Here is a 22,167-nt window from a genome sequence, read left to right as displayed (position 1 = left end):
TCGGGGCCGCCAAATCCGAGCGCTCGCGCGGCCGCTTCGACACGTTGGCGCAATTCAGGCCTGACCAGTTCCGGCCGGTTGAAGACGTTGGAAACAGTGCCCCGGGAGACACCGGCAGCCTTGCCCACGTCGGCTAGCGTTGGCATTGCGATTCACCCATTTCATTTCAGTTAGACCATTTTTTGGAGCGCTCCAAGAATTTTGTTGACTCGAAAATGGAAAGGGCGGATCGTATCACTTGGAGCGCTCCAAGCGTGCATATCTGGTATATTTTTGCGACTGAAATACCGGAGATTGTCAAATGGCTTGGTCCCAACGGCCATGCCCAGGGAGGGAGTTATGGCAGAAACCAATGTTTTTCCAGCCTCGCTTATCGGTAAGACTTTCGACTGCGTTTTCGGCCCGTTCGTACCCCGGCTGACGTTTTTTTCGCCGGAGGAATTACATCTGCAGGCGTCGATCGGAGTCACCGAAATTGACGAGGTGGTCAAGGTCGACTTGACCAGCGTACGCCCGAACCTCGTGCTCGTGAGCTGGACGGAGCAGAGCGGCAACTTCGTCGTGCAGTTGCAGGATCATGAGAACGGAACCGTCCATAACTATGCGCGGCTGGCCGACGGGCAGCTCTTCTGTGCCCAGGGCGCCATTCAATTCGTTCCAGTGGCGTGACGCTGCCGCGTCCCGGCCCGGCCCGGCCAAGCGCGGCGTCCGCGTGCCGCCGACATACTGCTGTTTCCTCATTGAGGCACTTTGGATTCCAATCTGCTGAAGTACTCGTCATCGTTTTCCCTAGTGAAGGACGAAAGTGCGATGGAACTCGCTTACGACAGTCATCTGCTTGCCCGAATTCTGCTGAGCGTCGCGACCGTGGGCTACGGTGTGGTGACGATCAAAGCCGACCTCAACGCCACCCACGCCACCAATCCGCTGTGGACTCCGCACGCCCGGTTTCACGTCGTTTGGCAGGTGCTGAGCTACACCGGAGTCGCGCTGATTGCTCTGGGGCTTATCTGGATTGGAGGGCCACTCGAAGCCGAGCGGCTCTATCTCGCCGGGGGATTGGGCGTCGCCATGTATGGAGCGTTCTTCTTGGCCATGCTCTCACGACCGATCTATGGCGGCGTGCTCCACGACGAGAACGGCTACCTGCCATTCCGACCGCCGTTCGGACCAGCGGGTTGGCGGTGGGATGTCAACGTCACCGTCTTTACCGCGATGTCCGCGATCCTGCTGCTTGGTCTGGCCGCGATTTAGGACAGCGCCAGCGCCTTAAGCAAGGCGATCAGCCGGTCGCGGTCTGATGTCAGGCCCTTGTAGTCGAGCTGGGCGAGATCGAGTGCTCCGAGCTGGGCGGCGAAAGACACCGCCAGCGTTGCCCGATCCGGGTGCCGGGCGAGTACGGCGAGAGGGTCGAGATGGATGCGGATGGTGAACAGGATATCGCGTGTAACAGGCAGTTTCCGCAGGGTTTGCCGCTCGACGCGGATGAAGGCATGGGCATCGATGTCGCCATCGGGAAAGCGCGATGGCCGGTTGGTGGCGCGGTCGATGCGCTGCAGGTCGGAGAGCGGATGGTAGAGCGCGTTATCAGACTGGATCGACCAGTTGTAGCGCTCGACGGCCTGCCCCTGGAGGCCATCGAACATCCGGTTGATCAGCTCGGCCGGACGCGTGCCCGGACCGAAACCCGGCACCGGCGCGTGGATGTCCTGCAGCGGCTTGCTGAACTTTTCCAGGAGCGACCAGGACGAGGGAAAGCAAAGCGAGCCGGCGACCAGCCGCCAGCCGCTGTCGCTGCGGCGCATCAGGATCAGGTCCTCCTGGACCAGCAGCGAGGCGGTGACAAGCGGGGCGTCGCCGAGACCGGAAGGGATGGCCGGATGGTTCGCGGCGCCCACCGCCTCGATACTCGCGGCGGTGCGCCGATAGGTGTCGGGAAATCTCTCCAGCAGATGCGCACCGAGCAAGTCGAGCACTTCCTGCTGGGCGTCCCGGGTGCCGTCCTCCTCGACGAAAACCCGCTCGGGGATTTCCCCATAGAGCCGGTGCTTTTCGGCGAGATACGGCAGCAAATGGTCGTCGACCTCGATCCAGTCCGCCGGATCGAGCGGCTTCAGCCCGATGCTGAAGAGTTTCGACGAGCCGTCATAGGGCGTGTGGGTGGGCAGCGCCTCGGCCAAGCTCATGCTTCCTTGAAATCGTCGAGTTCGGCGGCGGTCATCCTCGCCAGGAATTCGGTGACATCATAGTCGGCCACGCCTGCCTTGGCGAAAGGGTCGGCGGCCAGCCTGGCGTCGAGCACGTCACGCGGGCATTGCGCGATGATGATGCCGCCGGTTCGCGGTCTCTTCGGGCCGGAGACGACGAAGATGCCGTCCGCATAGCAGGCCTTCAGCCACTCGACATGCGCCGCCTGGAGCTTGTCGATCTCGGTCAGCGGCACCTTGTAGTTCAGCGAAACGACGAACATTGGCTTCTCTCAGGTCAGTTTGGCCGGGATCAGTCCGCGCAGCGAATTGCCGACGAACAGCGCCCTGGCGGATTTCAAATCGTCCAAGCTGTAGATCGCTTCGCGAGCGCGGCCTTCATCCAGAAGCTCGGCCCGCAATACGCCAGGCAGCAGGCCGCAGTCGAACCGCGGCGTCGCCAGCATGCCGTCGCCAAGATCGGCGAAGATATTGGTGATCGTGCCTTCGCAGATCTCGCCACGCTCATTGGCCAGGATCACCTCGTCGGCCTGGGTGATGAGATATTCGGCGCGGGCATGCGTGTAGACCTGTCGCCGGCTGGTCTTGTGGCGCAGCAGCGTGTTGCTCGAATCGAGCCTTGTCCGTGCCAGCCGCAGCAGCCAGACCCTGTCGGCGGCGAGCGGTTCATACGGCTGTGCCGAGGCTGTCACCTCGCCGTCGTGCGACAGGACGAGGCGCGTGCGCATGGCAATGCCGGAACCGCTGACCGCGCCGCTGAGCGCCTCGCCGACCTTGCCTGGATCATAGCGGAAGCCGAGCTCCGCCGCCGAGCCATAGAGGCGCGCGAGATGGCGATCGAAGCGCAGGAAGCCCGAGCCGGGTTCCCAGCGCATGGTCTCGATCAGCTGGAAATTGGCGGTGTTCCCGTCGCGAAGCGCGCTTTCAGCAGACACTCCTGATACTCCTCCTGCGCCGTCGAATCGAAGACGACGCCGCCACCGACATTGTAGATGGCCTCGCCGCCGGAAAAGAGCGAGATGGTGCGGATCGCCACGGAAAAGCGCATCGTGCCGCCAGGTGCAATCCAGCCGATGGCGCCGCAATAGGCGTCGCGGGGCGTGCCCTCCAGATCGCGCAGGATTTCCATGGCGCGGATCTTTGGCGCGCCGGTTATCGAGCCGCACGGAAACAGCGCCGCGAATATCTGGCGGATCGAAAGACCCGGCAGCAGTTTTGCCCTGACGTCGCTTACCATCTGGTGGACCGTCGGATAGGTCTCGATGCGGAACAGCGCCGGCACGTCCAGCGTGCCGACCTCGCTGATCAGCGAGATATCGTTGCGCAGGAGATCGACGATCATGCGGTTTTCGGCCTGGTTCTTCTCGTCATTGCGCAGGAAGATCTTCTGCCGCTCGTCTTCGGCCTTGGTCGCGCCGCGCGACGCCGTGCCCTTCATCGGATGCGTCTCGATCATGCCCTCGGTGTCAATCTCGAAGAACAGTTCAGGCGAACGCGACAGCACGATGGGCTCGCCGAGTGCAACGAGCGCGCCATATTTCACCGGCTGGCGTTCGGTCAGCGCATCGAAGGCGGCCAGCGGGTCGCCCGACCATTGCGCATGCACCGGAAAGGTCAGATTGCCCTGGTAGCAATTGCCATGCCTGATGTGCTGGTGCAGCCGCGAGAACCGCTTCTCATAGTCCTTGGGCGACCACGCCGCGCGGGCGTCGAAGATCGGACCATTGGTCGCCGCTGAGTTGCGGGGCGGCACCGCCTCTTCGACCGGCGCATCGAAAACCCCAAGGCACACGAGTGGAGCGCGGCGCCCGTCCGGCAGCAAGGGGACGAGCTTCGGTTCGAGCAGATAACCCGCCTCATAGGAGAAATAACCGGCCAGCCATTTGCCGGCGTCGTGCGCGGCTTGCGCTGCCGCTAGTGCAGGCAGGAAATCCCTCGCCTCATGCGCCACGATGACATCGGCCGGCCGGTCGAAAACGAGCTGGCGCGCGCTTTCGTCGTTGCGGAAAATGGCGGCGGGCAGGGACATGGGTACCGGATGCTGCGGTCAATGAAGCCATTGACCGCTCTATATGGGGGCCCGCTCGTGCGCAATCGAGGGAACGGCACGCTGCCACTCAAAGCCGACCTTTGGGCCGACCTTTGGGTCGACTCCGGGCCAACCCAGGGGCCAAAAGCAAACGGCGGCACCATATTGACGCCGCCGTTTGCAATCTTCAACTCTTGCCTGGCGATCAGGTGTTGCTGGCGGTTCCCGCGGTCGGAAACTGCTTGGCGAATTCCTTCTCGTTGCCGGCGGCGAGCAGCTTGGCCTGCTCGATCCAGCGTTCACGTGCGATGCGGCCGTCGAAATTCATCACGTCCTCGATCCGCTTGATGTCAGCGGCTGTCCAGCCGGCGATCTGGGCGAAGCTGGTGACGCCTTGCGCCTTGAGCAGCTTTTCGTTGACCGGCCCAATGCCGATCAGCCGGCGCAGATTGTCGGGCTTGCCGGGTGCTGGCTTGGCCGTTGCCGGTACAGCTTTCTTGGCTGGTGCTGCCTTTGGCGCGGTTGAACTCTTGGCCGCCGAGGTCGTGGCCGCGGGCTTGCTCGCTGCGGCGGGTTTCGGCGCTGCCGGCTTTGGCGCCGCCGGTTTCGCAGCCGTCGGCTTTGCAGGGGCGGCCTTCGCGGCGGCCGGTTTGGCTGGTGCCGGCTTTACGGGTGCGGATTTGGCCGTCGCGGGTGTCGACATCAGGGCCGAGGGGGCAGCCTTTGTCGTGGCGCTGGCGGCGGGGGTTGCCTGTGCCTCGCGCAGCCGGCGCTCTAGGTCGGCGCGGGTCTTGCCACATGCATCGAGTTCGCCAGTTAGCCGGTCGCTGTCGGCGCGCAGCCTGTCGCGTTCGCTGCGTGTGCGGTCGACGTCGCCGCGCAAGCTGTCGAGCTCACCGCGCAGACGGCCCCAGAGAAACCAGCCCACCAATACGCCTACCAGGAACGCCAGGAGCATGTAGAAAAAAGTGCCCATTGTCTCTCTCCAGTCAGATCCGTCTGCCGCGGCATGGGTCCATGACCCTCGGCGGAGGACTACTCGATGGTGGTTCCGCGGTTCGCAGAACAGCCGGCTTCGGTGGAGCTGTCGGCGATCGGCTTTGCTTGCCCATGGCCAACGGCCGTTGTCGCGTTCGCCTGAGCGCCACGGTCGGCTGAGATTTTTCTCGCCGATCCGCATGCGCTCCGGCTGAGCTTGGAGCGAAGGCTATCATAGAGCTTGTGGAAAGCTATCGGAAAACTTCGGTGGAGAGTACTTCAAGAACAGATATTTAGGACGATAATAGAGCTATCCCAACATGCATTCCGGCTAAACTGTTCAGGGACGCCTACGGGACATGTATCAAGCGTCGAGCGCTTCCAACTCGTCGATCAGGCCACTGATGACGCCAAGCCCGATCTGCCAGAAGGCGGGGTCGGTCGCATCAAGGCCGAAGGGCGCCAGAAGCTCGGAATGATGCTTGGTGCCGCCGGCGCGCAGCATCTCGAAATACTTGTCCTGGAAGCCACGCTCGGCATTCTGGTAGACCGCGTAGAGCGAATTCACCAGGCAGTCGCCGAAAGCATAGGCGTAGACGTAGAAGGGCGAATGGATGAAGTGCGGAATGTAGGTCCAGAACACCTCGTAGCCTTCGCGCAGCTTGATCGCCGGGCCGAGGCTTTCGGCCTGCACTTCGAGCCAGAACTGGCCGAGCCTGTCGGAGGTCAGTTCGCCATTCTTGCGCTCGGCATGCACCTTGCGCTCGAATTCATAGAAGGCGATCTGGCGCACGACCGTGTTGATCATGTCCTCGACCTTCTGGGCCAGCATGGCCTTGCGCTCGCGCCTGTCTGTGGTCTGGTCGAGCAGCGAGCGGAAGGTCAGCATCTCGCCGAAGACGGACGCCGTCTCGGCCAGCGTCAGCGGCGTCGAGGCCATCAGCGCACCCTGGCCGCTGGCCAGCACCTGATGCACGCCATGGCCAAGCTCATGCGCCAGCGTCATCACATCGCGCGGCTTGCCCATGTAATTGAGCAGGACGTAAGGGTGCGCCGACGGCACGGTCGGATGGGCGAAAGCGCCAGGCGACTTGCCGGGCCGCACCGGCGCGTCGATCCAGTTGCGGTCGAAGAAGGTTCGCGCGATCTCCGCCATGTCGGGCGAAAAGCGCTGATAGGCGGACAGCACGGTGTTCCTGGCCTCGTCCCAGCCGATGACCGCCTGGGGCGTATCCGGCAACGGCGCGTTGCGGTCCCAGTGGTTCATCACCTCCATGCCCAGCCAGCGCGCCTTCATCGCGTAGTAGCGATGTGACAGGCGCGGATAGGCATCGCGCACGGCGGAGGCCAGGGCATCCACCACGCTGCGCTCGACGCGGTTGGCGAGATGGCGTGAATCGGCGATGTCCTCGAAGCCGCGCCAGCGGTCTGATATTTCCTTGTCCTTGGCCAGCGTGTTGGTGATCAGCGCGAAGGTGCGCAAATTCCTGCGGAAGGTCGTGGCCAACGCCTCGGACGCTTGGCGGCGCACCTCGCCATCGGCGTCCTGCAAGCGGTTCAGTGCCGGCTCCAGCGTCAGTTCCTCGCCGTCGATGTCGAAGCGAAGGTCGGTCATCGTCTCGTCGAACAGGCGGTTCCAGGCGCCGCGCCCGGTGATTGATTTTTCGTGGAAGAGTTGCTCGACACGGTCCTCGAGCTGGTAGGGCTTGTCCTTGCGCAGATCGAGCACCCAAGGCCGGTAGTGGCCGAAAGCGGGATCGCCGGCGAGCGCGCCTTCGATGGCGGCATCGTCGATAAGGTTGAGTTCGAGCGCGAAGAACAGAAGGTGCGCGCTGGCGTCGGTCATCTTCTCCTGGATGTCGCCATAGAGCTTGGCGCGCTGCGGGTCGGCGGTGTTGCCGGCATAGACCAGTCCCGCATAGGAGACGATGCGGCCGATCAGTTCCTCCAGTGCCTCGTAGGCGACAAGCGCCTCGCCCAGCCTGCCGGCGCTGCCGCGCTCGGCCTCGGCGGCCAGCGTGCCCTTCCAGCGGCTCTCGAAGCTGATCGCATCAGTGGCGGCCTTGGCGATGTCGCGCTTCAGTTCCGGCGCATCCATGCCGGCATAGAGATCGGCAAGGTTCCATTCCGGCAGGTCGCCAAGCTCGGCCGCGCCCTGACCGGACGCTGGCGCCGCAAGCTGCCGAGCAGAAACCGTGTGCCCAGAAACCATGTGCATTGCCGACACCTTCCGTGGCCAAGGTTCAAGGAGAAACGAGAAGCCGGTCAAATCCTAAGGAATTCATTCACCGGGTTTTTTGAAACCTTATTTAGAACCCTGTGCCAAGATGGTCCACAGGGCAGAACTCCTCGGGCGGGCATAGTCGTATCAGTCATGACAGGTTCCATACTCATAGTCGATGACGATCCCGTGCAGCGCCGGCTGCTCGAAGCGGCGGTGACGCGGTTCGGCTACACGGCAATCGTCGTCGACGGCGGCGCGGCCGCTCTCGATATCCTCGACGGGTCCAGCGCCCGCGAGGTTTCGGTGGTCATCCTCGATCTGGTCATGCCCGGCCTCGACGGTATCGGCGTGCTCAAGGCGATGCGTGAGCGCGACATAAATATCCCGGCCATCGTGCAGACTTCGCAGGGCGGCATCGAGACCGTGGTTTCGGCGATGCGCCACGGGGCCTTCGATTTCGTCGTCAAGCCGGCGTCTCCCGACAGGCTGCAGGCTTCGATCGGCAATGCGCTCAAGGTCGAGGCCGTCGAGGGCGAGGTCAAGCGCACCTTGCGCCGGCGCAGCGGCCTTCTGACCTTCAAGGACATGATCACGCACAGCCCGGCCATGGACAGGGTGATCCGCCTTGGCCAGAAGGCAGCGGCTTCCAACATTCCGATCCTGATCGAGGGCGAGTCCGGCGTCGGCAAGGAGTTGGTGGCGCGCGCCATCCAGGGCAGCGGCGACCGCCGCTCGAAACCCTTCGTCACCGTCAATTGCGGCGCCATTCCAGACAATCTGGTCGAATCGATCCTGTTCGGCCACGAGAAGGGCTCGTTCACCGGCGCCACCGACAAGCACACCGGCAAATTCGTCGAGGCGCATTCGGGCACGCTGTTTCTCGACGAGATCGGCGACCTGCCGCTCGACGTGCAGGTCAAGCTGTTGCGCGCCGTGCAGGACGGTGAGGTCGATCCGGTCGGCGGACGCTCGACCGTCAGGGTCGACATCAGGCTGATTTCGGCGACGCACCGCAACCTCCTGCAGCAGGTCAAGGACGGCAAGTTCCGCGAGGATCTGTTCTATCGGCTGAACGTCTACCCGATCTTCGTGCCGCCGTTGCGCGACCGCCGCGACGACATCCCCTATCTGGTCACCCATTTCATGGACAAGGTGGCGCCGGCCGACCCGCGTCATCGCCTGCAAGGCATTTCGGCTGCAGCACTTGCCGTGCTGCAGGCCTATGACTGGCCCGGAAACATCCGGCAGCTCGAAAATGCCGTCTTCCGGGCCTCGGTGCTTTGCGAAGGCGATGTGCTGACCACGGAGGACTTCCCGCAGATCCGGGCGCAGGTGGAAGGCACCGTCAATCTCGACACGGACGGCGATGCGCCGTCGCCGTCCCTGCCTCTGGAGGGGGGCGACGAGGAAGCCTTGCCCGGCGAGGGTGGGCTGGCGACCGCATCCGATCCGCCGGCCAGGCTGCAACCTCGCTTTGGCACGTTGCTGGCGCTCGACGAACGCGGCAATGTGCGTGCGCTGGCCGATGTCGAACTCGAAATGATCAAGCTCGCCATCGATCATTACAACGGCCAGATGAGCGAAGTCGCTCGCCGACTCGGCATCGGCCGCTCGACGCTTTACCGCAAGCTCAAGGAATACGGCATCGACCCCGAAACCGGCCGCGTCGACCGGCTCGCTTCCTAGAGCAAATCCCGTTTGGATTGAATCCAGAAACCGTTCCCCCGCTTCTTGCTACGCTGACCTTCGGACCGGATCAGGCGTCGGCCACAAGGCCGGCGCCAGCTTGCAATGCCACAACAGGCCCTGTATCGCCTTCGGTGGATTGTCGCAGGCCTGTGGACAGCTCTGTTCACGCATTAAGGCTAACGGTAACACATCGTGTTTGGGGCGAAGGCGGAAATCTGATCTAAACCAGCGGTTTACCAAGAAACCCTGTGAACGATTTATGACGGGATATTGCCACGGTGTTACCGCATTTCGGCTTCAATAAGCGATGATTAACCATTAGGATCGATATTCGGATGTGAGGACGACACATCCGTTTGGACAAATCCGGGGACAAACGGCAGCCTGCAAGGCCTTTTGATTTGAACAGAATCGAACGACACACAAACGGGCGGCACCATCATTTGAGCGTCTGGCCGAAATGGCTGGCGGTGTTGATTGTCGCTTTTGGTTTTGTTGCCGCGGCTGCGACCGGAGCCAGCGCTGAAACACGTTCGCTGAAGCTCTATCACCTCCACACCCACGAGAAGGCCGAGATCGTCTACAAGCGCAACGGCCGCTACGTTCCCGAGGGTCTCAGGAAGATCAACATCATTCTGCGCGACTGGCGCCGCAACGAGCCGACCAAGATGGATCCGCGTCTGCTGGATCTGGTCTGGGAGGCGTATCGGGAAAGCGGCTCCACGGACTACATCCAGGTCGTCTGCGGCTATCGCTCGCCGTCGACGAACTCGATGCTGCGCAGCCGCAGCAGGGGCGTCGCCGAGAAGAGCCAGCACATGCTCGGCAAGGCGATGGATTTCTACATTCCCGGCGTGCAATTGAAGAAGCTGCGTAACATCGGTCTCAAGATGCAGGGTGGTGGCGTCGGCTACTATCCGTCATCCGGTTCGCCGTTCGTCCATATGGATGTCGGCAATGTGCGTCATTGGCCCGGTATCAGCCGCCAGGAACTGGTCAGCCTGTTCCCCAATGGCAAGACGCTGCATGTGCCGAGCGACGGCAGGCCGCTGCCCGGCTTTGAGCAGGCGCTCGCCTCCTACAAGGCGCGCAAGGGTTCAGGCGCTCCGGCCATCGAGTTGGCCAGTGCCCGCGGCAGCAGCAAGAAATCAGGTGGGTTCCTGTCGGCTTTCTTTGGCGGCGGCGACGACGAGGCCGACGACAGCGCCGATGTCGAGACCGCTTCGGCTGCCCCCCCACCCAAGGCCAGAAACCTGAAGCCGGCCGCGGCAGCCAAGACCAGCAACCTCCCGGTCATCGCCATCGTGGCGCCGGAGAATGCGCAGCGCGCCGAAATTCCGCAAATCGCGGAGGAGCAGGCTCCGGAGCCGGAACAGGATACGCCGGAGACGATCATCGCGGCGCTGCCGGCACGCAGCATTCCGCTGCCTGATTTCGCACCGCGGCCGAAGGCCGACGTCGGCGCCCAACAGCCTGAGAACGTGCCTTTTGCCATGGCCGATGCGACAGCCACCACCGAGCAGGCTGTGGCGACCGCGCATGCGCCGGCGAGCGTTCCTTTCGGCATGGCCGATGCAACGGCTTCGGCAGATCCGGCCCAGGTCGTGGTCAACAACATACCGTTGCCGACATGGCGTCCCGACAATTCCCTGCCGGCCGCTCTGGCTCCGCCGCCCAGCAAGGATGTGCTGATGGCGCTGGCCGAGACGGCTGATCAAGGCAAGACCGCGACCGGTGCGTTCTCGGTGCTGCCGACAGCGCGCCCCGAGATGGCCAGGCCCGATGCGGTCAAGGCCGTGCTCGACGAGGCTACTGCACAGGTCGGCGCGGCCGACGCATACCAGGTTGCTTCCTTGTCGGAATCCGAGCCGCGTTCGGCCTTCAACGATCCGTCGGGTACCGACGCCGCGACACCGCGCGAGGCTGTCGTTGCCCGTCCGGCCGGCTCCGATCCGGCCGCCGCGATCGGTGCCGGCGTCAAGACGACCCGCAAGGAATCAAGAGCCACGGCCCGCGACCTGAAGCCAGGTCCCAAGGCCATGGTGGTTGCCGCCGCACCGCAGGCCGCCCGCTGGGCTCTGACCAGCGGCGAGCATGTCGCCGCCGTTTCAAGCTCGACGACGGCGCCGGGTTACGCCTACAGCATCGTGCACACGCCGCCGAGCGAGGTCTACACCGCCGGCTTCCAGCCGAGCAATCAGGTGGCCGATGCCAACCGCTTCACCGGCAACGCCGTCAAGTTCATGTCGGTCGCCCGCTTCCAGACCAAGTGACGACCAATCGATCGACAAAGCCGCGCCGGGCAACCTGCGCGGCTTTTTGTTGCGTGGCCGCACCGCTCGCCACTGGTCCAATCACGCCGGTCTGACATTGCTGTGATCGTGGAACTGCCTGCCTTTTCAAGGGTTTCTCCGGTGTTCGTTCAACCCCGGGGATATCCATGAAGAACATTCTATTGGCATCGGTCATTGCGTTGGCAACCGCTGCGGCGGCCATCGCTCCCACGCAGGCCGCGACCATTGTCGTCAAGACCACCGACCATATGCATATGAAGAAGCACTGCAGGACCAAGCTGGTCACGACCTGGAGGCACCACCACAAGGTGGTCAGGGAGGTCAGGGTCTGCAACTGATCCCAGCCCAAAGCAGGCCTGGTAAAAACATCTGGCAATCGCGGTCGACGCAAGTCGGCCGGTTTTTTTCGCGCCGTGATGAAGGCCTTATTTTGCGAGCTTGCTCGCCGCGCGCGCCAGAGCTTCGATCTCGTTCCACTTGCCGGCCTTGACCAAGTCATCGGGCGCCACCCAGGAGCCGCCGACGCAGACCACGTTGGGCAGGGTGAGATAGTCGGCCGCGTTCTTGCCGGTGATGCCGCCGGTCGGGCAGAATTTCACATCGGCGAGCGGCGAGGCGAAGGCCTTCAGCGAAGCGATGCCGCCCGACTGCTCGGCCGGGAAGAATTTGAGAAAGCGCAAGCCGGCTTCCCGCGCCGCCATGATCTCGCCAGGCGTGATAGCACCGGGCAGCAGCGGAACGTCGCTGTCGGCGGCTGCCGCCAGAAGCTCGCGGGTGATGCCGGGGCTGACGATGAACCGAGAGCCTGTGCTCGCTGCCTCTTCGAACTGCCTGCTATCGAGAATGGTGCCGGCGCCGACGATGGCTTCCTCGACTTCGCCAGCCACCCGCCGGATGGCTTCCAGCGCGTCGGCGGTCCTCAGCGTAATCTCGATTGCCGGCAGGCCGCCACGCGCCAGTGCGCGGGCCAGCGGCACGGCGTCAGCGACATCAGCGATCTTCAGCACCGGGATGACCGGCTGGCCGTTGAGGAGCGACAGGAGTTTTTCGGTCTTGCTGGGCATCTGTCTCTCCGTATCCTAGGGAATTTCAACCGATTAGCAGACGGGTGTTTGCCTGTCCATGAAACCGGTCGCGTCGCGATGTCACGCGCCGCCGGACAGCCTACGGGCTCTTTCCCGACAGGGCCATGACACGCATCCGGAGCCGTTTTGCCTTGAATCGGCTTTTACGAGCGTCTAGTTGCTCTGGCAATGACGCCGTCCAATCCATCCCAGCCCCTTTGCGTCGCCGCGCTCTACCGGTTTGCCCGGCTCGACGCCTTCGAAGAGCTGCGCGCGCCGCTCGCGGCCTTCTGTTGCGGGCGCGGCATCAAGGGCACGCTGCTTCTGGCGCATGAAGGCATAAACGGCACCGTCGCCGGCGGCGAAACGGCGATTGCCGAACTGATCTTGTATCTCGAAGCCATCGAAGGGCTTGCCGGCCTCGAGGTCAAGTACAGCGTCGCCGCGGAAATGCCGTTCCACCGCATGAAGGTGCGGCTGAAGCGCGAAATCGTCACCATGGGTGTCGATGACATCGACCCTTCGAAACGCGCCGGCACCTATGTCGCGCCGGCCGACTGGAACGCGCTGATTTCGGAACCCGATACTGTTATCATCGACACGCGCAACGCCTATGAGGTGTCGATCGGCACTTTCAGGGGTGCGGTCGACCCAGCCACCTCAAGCTTTCGCGAGTTCCCGGCCTGGGTTGAAGCACACCGGGCGGAGCTCGAAGGCCGCAAGGTCGCGATGTTCTGCACCGGCGGTATTCGCTGCGAAAAGGCGACCGCCTATGTCAGGTCGCTCGGCTTCGAGGATGTGTTTCACCTCAAGGGCGGCATCCTCAAATATCTCGAGGAGGTTCCCCCGGAACAGAGCCTCTGGCAGGGCGAGTGCTTCGTCTTCGACGAGCGGGTTTCGGTGTCGCACGGCCTCGCCGAGGGTGAAGCGGAACTCTGCCGCGCCTGCCGCCATCCGCTGACGCCGAGTGACCTGACGTCGCCCAAATTTTCTGCCGGTGTTTCGTGCCCGCGTTGCTTCGATGCGCGTTCGGACGAGGACCGTCAGCGTTATGCCGAGCGACAGCGGCAGGTCGAACTCGCCGCAGCACGGGGCAGGGGTCGGCATATCGGATCTTAGGTCCGACGGTTGCGGCAAGCGAGGGTCTGTCATTGTAATGCTGGGGTACGGGACTTACCTCTGCGACGTTCGAAACCTGCCCGTTCGGCCGGGCAAATCCTGGAGGCATTGAATGTTCGATCCCAAGAAGCTTCTCGACGATCTGCTCGGTTCGCAAATCCCTGGCACCAGCGGCACCGTCCGCGACAAGGCCGATCAGGCCGTGCAGATGGCCAAGGACAATCCGCTGGCCGCCGGCGCACTGGCCGCCGTGCTGCTCGGAACCGGCGCCGGCCGTGGGGTGACGGGCGCTGCGGTGAAGCTTGGTGGACTGGCCGCGATCGGCGGCCTCGCCTACAAGGCCTACCAGAACTACAAGGCAGGCAACGCACCGGCCGCAGCGCCAGCGGGCGGCGAACCGGAATTGCTGCCGCCGCCCGAGGACACTGCTTTCCACCCGTCGCAGGCGCCACAGGGCGAGGACGATTTCACGTTGACCCTGGTGCGGGCGATGATCTCGGCAGCGAAGGCCGACGGCCATATCGACGATGACGAGCGCCAGAAGATCGCCGGCAAGCTCAGCGTGGCCGGCATAGGCTCCGATGCCGAAAAATTCCTGATGGCGGAGCTGGCAAGCCCGCTCAACCTCGACACGCTGGTGGCCGGCGCCATGACCGACGCGCAGAAGCTCGAACTCTATACAGCGTCGCGCCTGACCATCGATCCCGACACACGCGCCGAGCGCGGATATCTCGACCTGCTTGCCGGCCGGCTTGGCTTGCCGGATGCGCTGGTCGACCATGTCGAGGCGACCGTTTCGGCAGCCAAGGTGCCAGCCAAGGCCGGGACCTCACCCAATCCGCGCTGGTAGGCCAAAACGGCACAGGCCGCCTTCTTCGTGTTAACCTTTCGTTAACTTAGCAAGCGCATCATTCTACACAGTCGGATCGGCTTTCCTCCTCCCAAGCCCGGTTCAGATCAGGGCGGTCGCCAATGACCGCCCTTTTTGTCGGCAGGTGTGTTCTTGCACCTGTCCGGCTTGTCACGGCTGCGATCATTTGCGATGGCTGAGACGTCACGGAGGACAGTCATGATCGAGCAAAAAACAGCCATCGTCACCGGCGCCGGCACGGGCATCGGCAAGAGCGTCGCCACGGCGCTGCTCAAGGCCGGCTGGAACACGGTGTTCTGCGGACGCCGCAAATCCGTGCTGGATGCAGCGGTGGCCGAGGCCGGTCCCACCGATGCCAAGGCATTGGCGGTTGCCTGCGATATCTCCAAGGCTGAGCAGGTCGACGATCTGTTCGAGACGGTGGCGGAGGCCTTCGGCCGTGTCGACCTGCTCTTCAACAATGCCGGCATGGGCTACAAGTCGACGCCGATCGACGAGATCCCAGTCGCAGTGTGGAACGATATCGTCGGCGTCAACCTCACCGGTTCGTTCCTGTGCGCGCGCGCAGCCTTCGGCGCCATGCGCAAGCAGAGGCCGATGGGCGGCCGCATCATCAACAACGGTTCGGTGTCGGCCTATGCGCCACGTCCGGGCTCGGTCCCCTACACAGCGACCAAGCATGCCATCACCGGACTGACCAAGACGCTGGCGCTCGACGGCCGGCCTTATGACATCGCCTGCGGCCAGATCGACATCGGCAATGCGCTGACCGACATGGCGCAGCCAATGACGGTCGGCGTGCCGCAGGCCAACGGCTCGATATCAGCCGAAGCGGTGATGGACGTTCAGCACGTGGCCGACGCCGTCGTCCATATGGCCAGCCTGCCGCTCGACGCCAATGTGCTGTTCATGACGGTGATGGCGACCAAGATGCCGTTTGTCGGACGTGGGTAGTTATTTCCCCGCCAGCGGCACACCGGGCTTGAAAAGCAGAATGGGCCTGATCTCGTAAACGGCGGTCGGATTGACGCGGCGAAGGTCGCGGGCGATCGCGACCGCATCGTCGCGCGTCGCGCAGTCGACGACATAGAGACCGAGAAGCTGTTCCTTCGTTTCGGCGAAAGGGCCGTCGATGATTATGCCATCGCCCGGGCCGCGCAGCGTGCAAGCATCCTTTGTCGCCCCCAGACGCGCGGACGGTCCAAGCGTGCCTTCCTCATGAAGCCGGGTGTTGATCTTCAGCAGGTCCGCCATCAGCGCCGCATCTTCCTGCGGCGTCAGCGCCTTGATCGCATCTTCCACGTGATAGGCAAGGATTGCATAGAACATCTGAGGCACCTGCTTCGATCCTGGTCCAGGGGAGCGTAGCTTTTCCCAAGGCGCACGCCCAGCCCTGGCCATGCGTCTCCGGACGGATCATGACACCCATCATTGTCTGCAGTCGCAACCACCCGGAAAGAGGCCACGGGCCCGCTTTGAAGCTCACTTCGCCAGGAACGCCCCGATCCGTTCCAGCGCGCGCAAAATATTCTCCTCGGAATTGGCGTAGGAGAGCCTGATATAGCCTTCGCCGAGAATGCCGAAATCGGGGCCGCCGATCAAGGCCACGCCGGCCTCGTCGAGCAGCGCCGAAGCGAGCTTCTTTGCCTTCCAGCCGGTCTTCGAGACGTTGGGGAAGGCATAGAACGCGCCCTTGGGCGTGATGCAGGAAATGTTGGGCAGGGCGTTCAATCCCTCGACAACGATCTTCCGGCGGCGGTTGAAGGCGCGCATCATCTTGTCGACGTCGTCCTGCGGGCCGTCGATGGCCGCGATGCCGGCGAACTGGCTCGGCGCGTTGACGCAGGACCAGCAATTGACCGCCAGCTTGCGCACCTTGTCGTAGAGATGGGCGCCCTTGTCGCCATTTGGCCAGATCGACCAGCCCATGCGCCAGCCGGTCATCGCCCAGGTCTTCGACCAGCCGTTGAGCACGATCAGCCGGTCGCGGATCTCGGGAAAGGCAAGCAGCGAGCAATGCGTCTCGCCGTCATAGGTCATGACGTCGTAGATCTCGTCTGAAAGGATGGCGACGTCGGGGTGCTTCTCCAACCCCTTGACCAGCTTCTCGATCTCGGCGCGCGGCGTGACGCCGCCGGTCGGGTTGGCCGGCGAGTTGAGGATCATCAGCCTGGTCTTCGAGGTGATCAGCGCCAGCGTCTCCTCGGCGGAGAAGGCAAAGCCGTTCTCCTCGCGCATCGGCACGGGAATAGGCGCCGCACCAGTGAACTCGATCATCGAACGATAGATGGGGAAGCCTGGGTCGGGATAGAGGATCTCGGCGCCAGGCTCGCCGAACATCAGGATCGCGGCGAACATGGTCGGCTTGCCGCCGGGCAGGATCATCACAGCTTCGGGCGATACCTCGATGCCTGTGGTAGTCAGCGTGCGACGCACCACTGCCTCGCGCGTCGCCAAAAGGCCATTGGCCGGCGTGTAGCCGTGGTGGCCGTCGCGCAGCGCCTTGATCGCCGCCTCGACGATATGCTGCGGCGTCTTGAAGTCGGGCTGGCCGATGCCGAGATTGACGATGTCGCGGCCTTGGCTCGCCAGCGCCGTCGCCCGCGCCAGCACGGCAAAGGCGTTTTCCTCGCCAAGACGGTCGAAGGCCGAAATCGTGTGGAGCATTTTTCCCATCCGTGTGGTTCTTGCTGTTGGGTCGCGTTTTTGTGAGCCTTGGGCCGCAAAAGTCAAACGGATTGGAGTTTTTGGTGTCGGAAAATCTTGCGAATTGGCAGCCACGCCCGCGTCCGGAACGCAAGGCCATCGACGGAAGCTATGTCCGGCTCGAGCCGCTGAGTGCTGCAAGACACGGCGACGGCCTCTACGAAGCGTCCTCCGTGTCCGATGTCGACGGCCGCTTCGCCTGGCTGCCCGACTATCCGCCGGAGACGCGCGCCGCCTTCCAGCCATGGCTGGACAAGGTCGAGGCCAGCGAGGATCCCCTGTTCTTCACCGTCATCGACAAGGCCAGCGGCAAGGTCGCCGGACGCCAGACGCTGATGCGCATCGATCCAGCCTACGGGGTCATCGAGATCGGCAACATCTATTGGGGTCCGCTCATCTCGCGCAAGCCGGGAGCGACCGAAGCGCAGTTCCTGTTCATGAAATACATCTTCGACGAGCTCGGCTATCGCCGCTACGAATGGAAGTGCAACAACCGCAACGAGCCTTCGAAGCGGGCGGCCGAACGGTTCGGCTTCAAGTTCGAGGGCATTTTCCGCCAGCATCTCATCGTCAAGGGTGAAAACCGCGATACGGCATGGTATTCGATCATCGACAAGGAGTGGCCGGCCTTACGCAAAGCCTATGAAGCGTGGCTCGACCCGGCCAATTTCGATGGCGACGGCCAGCAGAAGCGACGGCTCGAGGATTTTCGCGCGCAGTTCGGGGCGTGAGATCAGGCGCGTAACGGGAGTTGCCATTGGCACATACCCACGATCACAGCGGGCATGATCACGGCGCTGGCCATGTGCATGGTTCGACCGACAAGAAGCGCGTGCTGATCGCAGCCTGCCTGACCGGCGGCTTCATGATCGCCGAAGCGCTCGGCGGCATCCTCACCGGGTCGCTGGCGCTGCTGGCCGATGCCGGCCACATGCTCGCCGATTCGATCGCGCTCGGCCTTGCCTGGTATGCGTTTCATCTTGCGGGGCGACCGGCGACCGGTCGTCTCACCTACGGCTTCGGCCGGGCCAAGACGCTGGTGGCCTATACCAACGGCATTGCCATCTTCGTCATCGCGCTGTGGATCGTCTATGAGGCGTGGGGGCGCCTGCAGGCGCCGGCGCCGGTGCTTGGTGGGCCGATGCTGGTGGTGGCGACCCTCGGCCTGCTGGTCAACATCGGCTCGTTCTTCGTGCTGCATGGCGGCGACCGAGAGAGCTTGAACATGCGCGGCGCCATCCTGCACGTGCTTGGCGACCTGTTCGGCTCGGCCGCGGCCATCGTCGCCGCGCTGGTCATCCTGGCGACCGGCTGGACGCCGATCGACCCGATCCTGTCGGTCCTGGTCTCGTTGCTGATCCTGTACACGGCGTGGTCATTGATGCGTGAAGCCGCCCATGTCCTCCTCGAGGGCGTGCCGCCAAGCCTCGACCGCGATCTGATCGCCAGGGACATCGAGGCGACGGTCCTGGGGGTGCGCGAAGTGCATCATATGCATGTCTGGTCGCTCGACGGGACTAGCAATATGGCGACGCTGCATGCCTGCCTCGAGGAGAGCGTCGATGCCTATCAGGCGGTCAGCGCCGTCAAGAAGCGGCTTGCCAGCGAGCACGGCATCAGCCATGCCACCGTGGAATCGGAATTCGGACAGTGCGCCGACGATGGCGATGACCACGACGATCACGACCACGGGCACGAGCATGACGCGGCCGCGCATCACGACCACCATCACTAGGACCGATCGATTGATGTCGATTGGTCCTGCCGCAGGAGTTGCAAAACCTTGAAAACCAGCTTGATGAACACCCGCTGCCCTGGTGTGGCGTGATGGACCGCGACACCAGGAATGCCGTTATCGCCGCGGTGTGGATCATGCTTCTGTTCGGTATCGGCGCCTACTATCTGCCGACCGTAATGTTGGCTCTCGGCAGCCTCTCGACCGTGCTGGCCGGCGCCTTTGGCATCGTCTTCGTGCTGGCATTCTTCTCGGTGTTCTGGCTGCGGGCCCGCAACCAGCGCAAAAACCAGGGCAAATAGGTAAATAAGGGACCTTCGATATGCGCATTCTGATCACCGGTGCCGCAGGCATGGTCGGCCGCAAGCTTATCGCCCGGCTGGCCAAGGACGGCACGCTGCGCGGCGGCAAGATCACCGCGCTCGACCTGCACGATATCGTGCCGCCGCAGGCACCTAGCATGGACGGCGTCAGCGTCACCCTCCACACCGGCGACCTCGCCGAGGCGGGTGCCACTGAGCGCCTGGTTGCATCGCGCCCCGATGTTGTCTTCCATCTCGCCGGCATCGTGTCGGGCGAGGCGGAAGCCAATTTCGATCTCGGCTACCGCGTCAATCTAGACGGCACACGGGCGCTGTTCGATGCCATCCGGCTGGCGGGCTTTGCGCCGCGTGTCGTCTTCACCTCGTCTATCGCGGTGTTCGGCGCGCCGTTCCCGGATGTCATTCCTGATGAATTCCATCCGACGCCGCTGACCTCCTACGGCACCCAGAAGCAGATGAGCGAAGCACTGCTGGCCGATTATTCCAGGCGCGGCTTCTTCGACGGCATCGGCATCAGGCTGCCGACCATCTGTGTGCGGCCGGGCAAGCCGAACAAGGCGGCCTCGGGCTTCTTCTCAGGCATCATCCGCGAGCCCTTGAGCGGCCAGGAGGCGATCCTGCCGGTGCCACGCTCGGTCGTGCACACCCATGCCAGCCCGCGCTCGGCGGTCAATTTCCTGATCCATGCGGCAGCGATCGACGGCAGCGCCGTCGGCCCTCGCCGCAACCTGACGATGCCCGGCGTCGCCGTCACCGTCGGCGAGCAGATCGAGGCGCTGGAACGCATCGCCGGGCCAAAGGTGGTGAAACTGATCCGCGAGGAGCCGGACGCGACGATCTGGGCGATCGTCAAGGGCTGGCCGACCCGGTTCGAGGCGCGGCGCTCGAGGGAACTTGGCTTCACTGCCGAAAAGAGTTTTGACGAGATCATCCGCGCGCATATCGAGGACGAGCTCGGCGGCAAGATCGCGGGTTAAGCTCCGAGCCTCGCGGCGGCGCTGGCATCATCCGCCAGCCGCCAGGCTCGCCGACAACAGCAACAGCCCGAACAGGAACACGAAGGCCGCGCCGCCGATCTCGACGATCGAGTGGATGCGGTTGCCCATGCGGCCGTCGCCGGCGAAATACACCGCCCAGTTCTTGGCGGTCACCGCGAGTGTGGCCAGCGCCGAAACGGTGATCGCGGTTCCCAGCGACATTGCCAGAACCGACAGCAGGCCGCCGAGCCAGAGCCCGTTGAGAAGCGCGAAGCTGAGCACGATCAGCGCGCCGGAGCAGGGGCGGATGCCGACCGCCGCCACTGCCGACCAGGCCGTGCGCCAGTCGAAGCGGTCGCCCGACAGCAGTGCCGGATCGGGTGCGTGCGAATGGCCGCAAGTGTCGCAGACCTCGCCCGCCGCGTGATCGTGATGCGCATGGTCATGATGATCGTGATCGTGCGCGCCGTGGTCATGGGAATGGTCCTGTACCGCATGGTTGTGATCGGCATGGGCGTGAAGCGCATGTGAATGGGCATGCGCTGAATGGTCGTGAGCAGCGTGCGAATGACCGGTGTGCGAATGACCGACGTGAGAATGGCCCCCATGCGAATGGCCGCCATGCGAATGACCCGCATGGGCCGCCGACAGGCTGTAGGCGGGCCCTTTTCCAAACAGGCGCAGGATGGACGGGCCGAGCTTGCGCCACAAAAGCCAGGCGCCGAACAGGGTGACGAGGGCAAAGCTCATGATCTCCATGAACCAGGCCGCGTCGGTCATCGAGATGGTGGTGCCGCGCAGGACGAAATAGGCCACCCCCATCACCGCGACCGCCGTCAGGCCCTGCAGCAGCGCCGAGACGAAGGACAGCAGGATGCCGCGCCGCAGCGCCACTTCATTGGCCACCATGTAGGACGAGATCACCGCCTTGCCGTGGCCGGGGCCGGCGGCATGGAAAATGCCGTAGGCGAAGGACAGGCCGATGAGTATCCAGATCTTGCTGCCGTCCTGGCGCATCGCCTTCATCGCGGTTGCCAGCGCACGATAGAATTCCTGCTGCCGCAGGTTGATCCACATCAGGATGTGGGCAAACGGGCCGGTGGTGGGCGCCATGCCGTCATTGACGCCGATGCCGAGCGAACTCTGGGCATGAGCGGTGTTGGCAAAATGCATCATGACAACAGTGACGGCCAACAGGCCGAATGCCAAACGCAGGGACGGTTTCGTCACCGGCTTCATCCTTCTGGCTGACAGGTCAGTTCGAGCTTGGTGGCGAAGATCTTGCTCATGTCGGTGCCGGTCGGATCGTTGAAGAAGGCATCGGTGAGGGTCTTCTGGTTTTCCTTGATCGCCTCGTCCGGGTCCGGACGGATCACCTTGCTGGTGCAGTTCGATGGCAGGCCTTCAACCGTGATGTTGGAATCCTCGGTGAAGTCGATCGCCGTGTAGAAGGTCGGATCGTAGACGCCGATGTCGATCTTGCCGTTGAGCTTGATCGGCACCTTCGGCTCGGACTCGAACAGGATGATCAACTGGTCGTTGTCGAAATTGGCCATCAGATGCGGCGGCGGCGTCATCGCCACGTCCTTGCCGTCGACGGTGACGAGCTGGAAGTAATTGAACTCAGCCAGCGAGGCATGGACCGTGTCGGCGACATCCTTCAGTTCCTTGTCGTCGAGCTTCAGGTCGGAGTTCTTGTCGAACTCCATCATCACCGTCGAGGAGAACAGATCGTCGAAGCGCCAGAGATGGCGCAGCGCCTTCACGCTTTGGTGATCCGGGGAGAGGATCACGTCAAGACGTGCCTCGGCGAAGACGTGCGGATGCACATAAGCCGGTCCAGTGGCGGCAAAGATCGCCGTCAAGGCCGAAGCCAGCATGATTGCGTGCCGTTTCAGGTGCATTCTCGGTCGCGATTCCATCGGCCTCGGAGAGATGTCGAGAGTTACCA

The 22,167-nt window shown here is 63.4% G+C and carries 23 protein-coding genes and 1 pseudogene; 12 read left to right on the top strand and 12 right to left on the bottom strand.

Translation table 11 applies throughout. From position 1 onward, the window contains the following. Positions 1 to 23: 23 nt before the first annotated feature. Positions 24 to 146, bottom strand: a pseudogene (locus ASD99_RS35395) (LacI family DNA-binding transcriptional regulator); the annotation flags it as partial. 193 nt (positions 147 to 339) lie between these two features. Here ASD99_RS35395 and ASD99_RS06800 point away from each other — a divergent pair. Continuing rightward, positions 340 to 669: a MoaF-related domain-containing protein gene (locus ASD99_RS06800; RefSeq protein WP_156388935.1), complete on the top strand. Its 330-nt coding sequence runs from the start codon at positions 340 to 342 to the stop codon at positions 667 to 669. 81 nt (positions 670 to 750) lie between these two features. Beyond that, positions 751 to 1,254: a hypothetical protein gene (locus ASD99_RS06795; protein WP_200950971.1), complete on the top strand. Its 504-nt coding sequence runs from the start codon at positions 751 to 753 to the stop codon at positions 1,252 to 1,254. On the opposite strand, the gene ASD99_RS06790 is transcribed toward ASD99_RS06795, so the two are convergent. From ASD99_RS06790 to ASD99_RS06765, 6 genes are all read right to left on the bottom strand, one after another. Beyond that, on the bottom strand, positions 1,251 to 2,186 hold the full coding sequence (locus tag ASD99_RS06790) for a heme-dependent oxidative N-demethylase family protein (protein ID WP_057143085.1): 936 nt from the start codon (positions 2,184 to 2,186) through the stop codon (positions 1,251 to 1,253). The genes ASD99_RS06795 and ASD99_RS06790 overlap by 4 nt on opposite strands. Next, the gene (locus ASD99_RS06785) at positions 2,183 to 2,470 is read right to left on the bottom strand and encodes a YciI family protein (RefSeq protein ID WP_056582717.1); all 288 of its coding nucleotides are present in this window, start codon (positions 2,468 to 2,470) and stop codon (positions 2,183 to 2,185) included. The genes ASD99_RS06790 and ASD99_RS06785 overlap by 4 nt, the downstream gene beginning before the upstream one ends. Positions 2,471 to 2,479: 9 nt before the next feature. Beyond that, positions 2,480 to 3,142, bottom strand: coding sequence for an aminotransferase class IV family protein (locus ASD99_RS06780; protein ID WP_056582754.1), 663 nt, complete (start codon positions 3,140 to 3,142; stop codon positions 2,480 to 2,482). After that, the gene (locus ASD99_RS06775) at positions 3,091 to 4,236 is read right to left on the bottom strand and encodes an aminodeoxychorismate synthase component I (protein WP_057143084.1); all 1,146 of its coding nucleotides are present in this window, start codon (positions 4,234 to 4,236) and stop codon (positions 3,091 to 3,093) included. The genes ASD99_RS06780 and ASD99_RS06775 overlap by 52 nt, the downstream gene beginning before the upstream one ends. Before the next feature lie 205 nt (positions 4,237 to 4,441). Further along, on the bottom strand, positions 4,442 to 5,212 hold the full coding sequence (locus ASD99_RS06770; protein ID WP_056582714.1) for an NADH dehydrogenase: 771 nt from the start codon (positions 5,210 to 5,212) through the stop codon (positions 4,442 to 4,444). A gap of 366 nt (positions 5,213 to 5,578) precedes the next feature. Beyond that, entirely contained in the window at positions 5,579 to 7,426 is a 1,848-nt protein-coding gene (locus ASD99_RS06765) for a M3 family oligoendopeptidase (RefSeq protein ID WP_156388936.1), read from the bottom strand. A gap of 162 nt (positions 7,427 to 7,588) precedes the next feature. Between ASD99_RS06765 and ASD99_RS06760 the strand changes: the two genes are divergently transcribed. The 3 genes from ASD99_RS06760 to ASD99_RS06750 all read left to right on the top strand — a co-directional run bounded on the left by ASD99_RS06760 (position 7,589) and on the right by ASD99_RS06750 (position 11,759). Then, the gene (locus ASD99_RS06760; RefSeq protein ID WP_056582710.1) at positions 7,589 to 9,124 is read left to right on the top strand and encodes a sigma-54-dependent transcriptional regulator; all 1,536 of its coding nucleotides are present in this window, start codon (positions 7,589 to 7,591) and stop codon (positions 9,122 to 9,124) included. Between the two features lie 446 nt (positions 9,125 to 9,570). Next, on the top strand, positions 9,571 to 11,400 hold the full coding sequence (locus tag ASD99_RS06755; protein ID WP_057143083.1) for a DUF882 domain-containing protein: 1,830 nt from the start codon (positions 9,571 to 9,573) through the stop codon (positions 11,398 to 11,400). A gap of 167 nt (positions 11,401 to 11,567) precedes the next feature. After that, complete coding sequence (locus tag ASD99_RS06750; protein ID WP_056582706.1) at positions 11,568 to 11,759, top strand: hypothetical protein; 192 nt, start codon at positions 11,568 to 11,570, stop codon at positions 11,757 to 11,759. Positions 11,760 to 11,846: 87 nt separating this feature from the next. Here ASD99_RS06750 and ASD99_RS06745 read toward each other — a convergent pair whose 3' ends face one another. Next, on the bottom strand, positions 11,847 to 12,485 hold the full coding sequence (locus tag ASD99_RS06745) for a 2-dehydro-3-deoxy-phosphogluconate aldolase (protein WP_057143082.1): 639 nt from the start codon (positions 12,483 to 12,485) through the stop codon (positions 11,847 to 11,849). 189 nt (positions 12,486 to 12,674) lie between these two features. On the opposite strand from ASD99_RS06745, the gene ASD99_RS06740 reads away from it, so the two are divergent. The 3 genes from ASD99_RS06740 (at position 12,675) to ASD99_RS06730 (ending at position 15,429) form a co-directional block, all read left to right on the top strand. Beyond that, the gene (locus ASD99_RS06740; protein WP_057143081.1) at positions 12,675 to 13,604 is read left to right on the top strand and encodes a rhodanese-related sulfurtransferase; all 930 of its coding nucleotides are present in this window, start codon (positions 12,675 to 12,677) and stop codon (positions 13,602 to 13,604) included. 112 nt (positions 13,605 to 13,716) lie between these two features. Beyond that, a complete protein-coding gene (locus ASD99_RS06735; protein WP_057143080.1) occupies positions 13,717 to 14,454 on the top strand; it encodes a tellurite resistance TerB family protein in 738 nt (245 codons plus the stop codon). Positions 14,455 to 14,673: 219 nt separating this feature from the next. Beyond that, entirely contained in the window at positions 14,674 to 15,429 is a 756-nt protein-coding gene (locus ASD99_RS06730; protein WP_056582699.1) for an SDR family oxidoreductase, read from the top strand. Here ASD99_RS06730 and ASD99_RS06725 read toward each other — a convergent pair whose 3' ends face one another. Together ASD99_RS06725 and ASD99_RS06720 are read right to left on the bottom strand one after the other, a co-directional pair. Then, positions 15,430 to 15,804, bottom strand: coding sequence for a YciI family protein (locus ASD99_RS06725; protein ID WP_056582697.1), 375 nt, complete (start codon positions 15,802 to 15,804; stop codon positions 15,430 to 15,432). Between the two features lie 153 nt (positions 15,805 to 15,957). Further along, positions 15,958 to 17,142, bottom strand: coding sequence for a pyridoxal phosphate-dependent aminotransferase (locus ASD99_RS06720; RefSeq protein ID WP_057143079.1), 1,185 nt, complete (start codon positions 17,140 to 17,142; stop codon positions 15,958 to 15,960). Positions 17,143 to 17,225: 83 nt separating this feature from the next. Between ASD99_RS06720 and ASD99_RS06715 the strand changes: the two genes are divergently transcribed. The 4 genes from ASD99_RS06715 (at position 17,226) to denD (ending at position 20,216) form a co-directional block, all read left to right on the top strand. Beyond that, positions 17,226 to 17,912 (top strand): GNAT family N-acetyltransferase, encoded by a 687-nt coding sequence (locus ASD99_RS06715; protein WP_057143101.1) that lies wholly within the window; start codon positions 17,226 to 17,228, stop codon positions 17,910 to 17,912. Positions 17,913 to 17,938: 26 nt separating this feature from the next. Further along, positions 17,939 to 18,916 (top strand): cation diffusion facilitator family transporter, encoded by a 978-nt coding sequence (locus ASD99_RS06710; protein ID WP_057143078.1) that lies wholly within the window; start codon positions 17,939 to 17,941, stop codon positions 18,914 to 18,916. 89 nt (positions 18,917 to 19,005) lie between these two features. Further along, entirely contained in the window at positions 19,006 to 19,218 is a 213-nt protein-coding gene (locus tag ASD99_RS06705; RefSeq protein ID WP_082583170.1) for a hypothetical protein, read from the top strand. A 20-nt stretch (positions 19,219 to 19,238) separates the two neighbouring features. Then, on the top strand, positions 19,239 to 20,216 hold the full coding sequence (gene denD, locus ASD99_RS06700) for a D-erythronate dehydrogenase (RefSeq protein WP_057143077.1): 978 nt from the start codon (positions 19,239 to 19,241) through the stop codon (positions 20,214 to 20,216). Between the two features lie 27 nt (positions 20,217 to 20,243). Here the strand turns inward: denD and ASD99_RS06695 are convergent, their stop codons facing one another. Together ASD99_RS06695 and ASD99_RS06690 are read right to left on the bottom strand one after the other, a co-directional pair. Continuing rightward, positions 20,244 to 21,455 carry a nickel/cobalt transporter gene (locus tag ASD99_RS06695; protein ID WP_057143076.1) on the bottom strand — a complete coding sequence of 404 codons (1,212 nt, stop codon included), beginning with the start codon at positions 21,453 to 21,455 and terminating at the stop codon, positions 20,244 to 20,246. Beyond that, positions 21,452 to 22,120 (bottom strand): DUF1007 family protein, encoded by a 669-nt coding sequence (locus tag ASD99_RS06690; RefSeq protein ID WP_056582685.1) that lies wholly within the window; start codon positions 22,118 to 22,120, stop codon positions 21,452 to 21,454. The genes ASD99_RS06695 and ASD99_RS06690 overlap by 4 nt, the downstream gene beginning before the upstream one ends. Between the last annotated feature and the right edge of the window lie 47 nt (positions 22,121 to 22,167).

Source organism: Mesorhizobium sp. Root695 (genome assembly GCF_001428185.1).
Taxonomy (GTDB): domain Bacteria; phylum Pseudomonadota; class Alphaproteobacteria; order Rhizobiales; family Rhizobiaceae; genus Mesorhizobium.
Note: the sequence above shows the minus strand (reverse complement) of the source record. Positions and strands in the feature narration are given on the sequence as shown.

Excerpts from the sequence above, each read along its gene's own strand:
- ASD99_RS06690 (WP_056582685.1), bottom strand. The coding sequence starts at position 22,120 with ATGCACCTGAAACGGCACGCAATCATGCTGGCTTCGGCCTTGACGGCG.
- denD (WP_057143077.1), top strand. The coding sequence starts at position 19,239 with ATGCGCATTCTGATCACCGGTGCCGCAGGCATGGTCGGCCGCAAGCTT.
- ASD99_RS06790 (WP_057143085.1), bottom strand. The coding sequence starts at position 2,186 with ATGAGCTTGGCCGAGGCGCTGCCCACCCACACGCCCTATGACGGCTCG.
- ASD99_RS06770 (WP_056582714.1), bottom strand. The coding sequence starts at position 5,212 with ATGGGCACTTTTTTCTACATGCTCCTGGCGTTCCTGGTAGGCGTATTG.
- ASD99_RS06785 (WP_056582717.1), bottom strand. The coding sequence starts at position 2,470 with ATGTTCGTCGTTTCGCTGAACTACAAGGTGCCGCTGACCGAGATCGAC.
- ASD99_RS06745 (WP_057143082.1), bottom strand. The coding sequence starts at position 12,485 with ATGCCCAGCAAGACCGAAAAACTCCTGTCGCTCCTCAACGGCCAGCCG.
- ASD99_RS06800 (WP_156388935.1), top strand. The coding sequence starts at position 340 with ATGGCAGAAACCAATGTTTTTCCAGCCTCGCTTATCGGTAAGACTTTC.
- ASD99_RS06750 (WP_056582706.1), top strand. The coding sequence starts at position 11,568 with ATGAAGAACATTCTATTGGCATCGGTCATTGCGTTGGCAACCGCTGCG.
- ASD99_RS06735 (WP_057143080.1), top strand. The coding sequence starts at position 13,717 with ATGTTCGATCCCAAGAAGCTTCTCGACGATCTGCTCGGTTCGCAAATC.
- ASD99_RS06730 (WP_056582699.1), top strand. The coding sequence starts at position 14,674 with ATGATCGAGCAAAAAACAGCCATCGTCACCGGCGCCGGCACGGGCATC.
- ASD99_RS06725 (WP_056582697.1), bottom strand. The coding sequence starts at position 15,804 with ATGTTCTATGCAATCCTTGCCTATCACGTGGAAGATGCGATCAAGGCG.
- ASD99_RS06695 (WP_057143076.1), bottom strand. The coding sequence starts at position 21,455 with ATGAAGCCGGTGACGAAACCGTCCCTGCGTTTGGCATTCGGCCTGTTG.
- ASD99_RS06740 (WP_057143081.1), top strand. The coding sequence starts at position 12,675 with ATGACGCCGTCCAATCCATCCCAGCCCCTTTGCGTCGCCGCGCTCTAC.
- ASD99_RS06720 (WP_057143079.1), bottom strand. The coding sequence starts at position 17,142 with ATGCTCCACACGATTTCGGCCTTCGACCGTCTTGGCGAGGAAAACGCC.
- ASD99_RS06775 (WP_057143084.1), bottom strand. The coding sequence starts at position 4,236 with ATGTCCCTGCCCGCCGCCATTTTCCGCAACGACGAAAGCGCGCGCCAG.
- ASD99_RS06760 (WP_056582710.1), top strand. The coding sequence starts at position 7,589 with ATGACAGGTTCCATACTCATAGTCGATGACGATCCCGTGCAGCGCCGG.
- ASD99_RS06765 (WP_156388936.1), bottom strand. The coding sequence starts at position 7,426 with ATGGTTTCTGGGCACACGGTTTCTGCTCGGCAGCTTGCGGCGCCAGCG.